The organism is Mycobacterium sp., assembly GCF_035314665.1.
GTDB lineage: Bacteria > Actinomycetota > Actinomycetes > Mycobacteriales > Mycobacteriaceae > Mycobacterium.
In genome coordinates, this window is record NZ_DATFZD010000454.1 from 1 (window position 1) to 3,524 (window position 3,524).

General features: G+C 64.0%; 5 protein-coding genes. 3 read left to right on the forward strand and 2 right to left on the reverse strand.

Features of this window, described 5'->3' with window-relative positions; genetic code table 11:
• Positions 1-400, forward strand: a 400-nt coding sequence (locus VKI00_RS33265; protein WP_324447553.1) for a methyltransferase domain-containing protein, incomplete at its 5' end; no start/stop codon positions are given.
• 107 nt (positions 401-507) lie between these two features.
• Here VKI00_RS33265 and VKI00_RS33270 read toward each other — a convergent pair.
• The gene (locus VKI00_RS33270; RefSeq protein ID WP_324447554.1) at positions 508-1,905 is read right to left on the reverse strand and encodes an FGGY family carbohydrate kinase; all 1,398 of its coding nucleotides are present in this window, start codon (positions 1,903-1,905) and stop codon (positions 508-510) included.
• A gap of 16 nt (positions 1,906-1,921) precedes the next feature.
• Positions 1,922-2,143, reverse strand: a complete 222-nt coding sequence (locus VKI00_RS33275) for a hypothetical protein (RefSeq protein ID WP_324447555.1) — start codon at positions 2,141-2,143, stop codon at positions 1,922-1,924.
• Between the two features lie 577 nt (positions 2,144-2,720).
• Here VKI00_RS33275 and VKI00_RS33280 point away from each other — a divergent pair.
• Positions 2,721-2,987 (forward strand): type II toxin-antitoxin system prevent-host-death family antitoxin, encoded by a 267-nt coding sequence (locus VKI00_RS33280; RefSeq protein ID WP_324447556.1) that lies wholly within the window; start codon positions 2,721-2,723, stop codon positions 2,985-2,987.
• A 4-nt stretch (positions 2,988-2,991) separates the two neighbouring features.
• Positions 2,992-3,387 (forward strand): type II toxin-antitoxin system VapC family toxin, encoded by a 396-nt coding sequence (locus tag VKI00_RS33285; protein WP_324447557.1) that lies wholly within the window; start codon positions 2,992-2,994, stop codon positions 3,385-3,387.
• Positions 3,388-3,524: the final 137 nt, after the last annotated feature.

Genomic DNA, 3,524 nt, shown 5'->3' on the forward strand with positions numbered 1-3,524 from the left:
ACCCGCGGCGTGGAGTGGCTTCGATGTGGCGTTTAGCCACGAGGTGCTTTATCTGCTTGATGATCTGCCGGCGCACGCGACAGCCATCTTCCGGACCCTCAAGCCCGGCGGGGTGTACTACGCCGTCATGGGCGTGCATGCCGCCAGTCCCCTAATGGCCGCCTGGCATGCGGAGAACGTCGAGGAGATGAGCCTGCCTGCGCTTTACGATCTCGATCAAGTGGCCGCTCGGTTCTGCGACGCCGGGTTCGAGGTTGCCGCCAGTCGACTCTGGGTACGCTTTATTCCCATCGCCGCTCGGCACCTCAACGAAGGCCGGTTACTCGACTGGCTTGACTACTACTACAACCAGAAGGTCTTGCTCCGCTTCAGCCGCCCCGCATCGGCGGCCCGCAACTGAGTCAACGGGTGACTTCTGCCTCACCTGGTGTCAGCGGGCAACAGCGCAGCGCGCGTAGCACCGCCGACGTGCAGCTGCTCGTTTTTTCGCGGCGAGAGCCATGTCGATCACCGGGCTCCTTCCGTCAGGTCGCGAACCTCGGCGTAGCGCAGACGGACGAAGGGCGCAGGTTTCGCTTGATAGTTCTCTGTGGTGGGCGCCTTCCATTCAGGCGGCTCCCCCGATCCGTTCAACGCCCATGCGGCCTGCCGGGCCGCGCCGAGCGCCACATACTCGGCCAGAACTGGCGCGAGCACAGGAACACCGAACACCGTCGGCGCCAGTTCGCGCACGGCCCGCGATCGCGCACCGCCGCCGATCAGCAGCACCCGGCGCGGGACGACCCCAAGCGCGGTGAGGTGATCGATGCCGTCGGCAATCGCGCATAGCATTCCTTCGATTGCCGCCCGGGCGAAATTCGAAGCTGTCGAATTCGCTAGCCGCAGTCCGTGTAGCGCGCCGGTGGCGGTGGGACGGTTGGGCGTTCGCTCACCCTCCAGATACGGCACCAACACCAAGCCATCGCTTCCAACCGGGGCGGACAACGCCAAGTCCGACAGCTCGTCGGGAGTGATCCGAAGCAGCGCGGCGGCCATGTCGAGCACGCGTGCGGCATTGAGCGTGCACACCAATGGCAAATACCGGCCGGTCGCGTCGGCGAATCCTGCCACGAAGCCGGCAATGTCGTGGGTTGGCTGGCCGCTGATCGTCGACACGACGCCTGACGTACCGAGCGACACGACGACGTCACCCTCCCCGGCGCCCAACCCGAACGCCGCTGCTGCGTTGTCGCTGGCGCCCGGTCCAAACACCGTGTGTCCGTGTGCATGATCTGCCTGTGCTGGTCCCAGCACCCTCGGCAGCATTGGGTGTCGGCCGCGCATTGCCAGCTCGAGCAGGTCAGTGCGGTAGCTGTCCGAAGCCGCATCGTAGTAACCGGTGCCGCTTGCGTCGCTGCGGTCCGTAGTCAAAGCACCGACATCGCGCGCGCCGCGCAGCCGCCAGCTCAACCAGTCGTGGGGTAGACATACCGCGGCAGTGCGATCGGCAGCGGCCGGTTCGTGGTCGGCCAGCCATCGGAGCTTCGACACCGTGATCGCTGCGAGCGGCACTACACCCACGGCTTGTGCCCACGCCTGTGGCCCACCTAACTCCTGCACAAGCGCCGCAGCGGCGTCAGACGAGCGGACGTCATTCCACAACAGGGCGGGCCGTACCACGTTGCCGACCTCGTCGACACACACCATGCCGTGTTGCTGGGCGCCAACGGACACCGCCGCCACGTCGTCGAGACCACCGGCTGCGGCGATCGCGTCCGACGCCGCCGATTCCCAAGCGCGCGGTTCGATTTCAGTGCCCGGCGGGTGGATCGCTCGGCCCTCGCGAAAGACGTCACCACTAGCGGCATCGCAGACCAGCACCTTGCACGACTGCGTCGACGAATCCATCCCTGCGACGAGCGTCACGCGCGCCGATCCTGGCTCACCACTGCCAAGCCTGACAATGCTGCTCCTCAGCCCAACGCTTCTCAAGAATTTCTGGCTGATACCAGTCTCCTGAGAGGGCTGCGGCGTTGTCGAGGATTCGGCGGATAATATCTTCATCGCGTTCGATTCGGGCGGCCGCAACCCGCGCCGCCCACCAGCCCGTCGCACCAACCGCACCGGTGAGGGCAGCGCTTGTCACCACGCCGGCTCTCACCACGTGTGTCCTCCTGCCCTGCGACGTCGCTCCAGGCGGACTCGCTACTTCGCCTATCCGACGCGGTCATCGCCGACGTGGCCACCGCTGCGTTCAGCCGTTCATCGCCGGCCTCGAATACGTTGACCTGTTCACGCACTTGGTCATGTCGATCATCCCAACGAACGCACCGAACGCCGACGGGCTTCTTGGCAGTGTCCCCAGCAGCGGTAACTCGGCCCCCGCCGAATCCAACACAGCAGCTGTACCGACGGTTGTTCGGCTGGACCCGGCGATGACATCACGGTGGTACCCACGGGCACAGCTCAGCATGCCCATCCCAACTCCCCACCCCCACCGCGGTGCGCCAAATACGCCGAATACGAATATGCAGCTTTACCGGGTATGGGACGTACTATTAACTCGCCCAACACATTTCCGCGTACCGAAACCTTCCGTTCGAAGTATGAAAGTTGCGAAAAATTCGGACGGAAGAAGGAGCCAAGAGCAGTGTCTGACGGTACGACCTTGTTGTTGGGGTTGTCAGGTTGAGCGGGCGCCGTGGTGGCCGGTTGCCATTTCATGTGCTACCATGTAGCACATGAAAACGATAGGGGTGCGGGAGCTGCGGCAACACGCCAGCAGGTACCTCGAAGAAGTGGCCGCCGGGGAATCGATCGAGATTACTGACCGCGGCCATCCCGTCGCGCGCCTGGTGCCAATCACGGGCGATCCCTGGGAAGACCTAATTAGCGCCGGTGAAGTTGTCAAGACGGCTCGTCCGATGAACATCGACGACCTCAAACCTGCCGCATACCCGCACGGCGCCTCTGAAACCCTTGAGCGACTTCGGAGCGACGAGCGCTAGCCCGATGCGGATCTACCTGGACACCTCCGCCTTGGTCAAACTCGTTGTCGCTGAGGATGAATCGCAATCGCTGCAGTCCTTTCTGAGCGCACGAGCCGACGACAGCTTATTCTCGGCGGCGCTGGCGCGCACCGAGCTGATACGCGCAGTGGCACCAAACGGAGCCCAAGCCATCGCTGATGCTCGAGACCTCCTTAACAGGTTGGACACCGTCATGCTGACGCGACAGCTGCTCGACGACGCCGGCACCTTGCTGCCGCTGCGCCTGCGCAGCCTAGACGCCATACACCTCGTAGCGGCACAGCGAGCCGGCGACACATTGCGTGCGGTCATCACGTATGACGCCCGAATGCTTTCAGCAGCCGCCGATCTCGGGATCTCAACCGCATCTCCGCGCTAGTGGTCCGTCGGTGAAATAGTGCGGTAGTTTGTACTATGCCTGTTATGACTGCGGCAGCGATGCCGGTCACCGATGAGCAACGTCGGGCGTTGGAGCGGTTGGCGACTTCGACGTCGTCGCCGCATCGGCAGGTGATG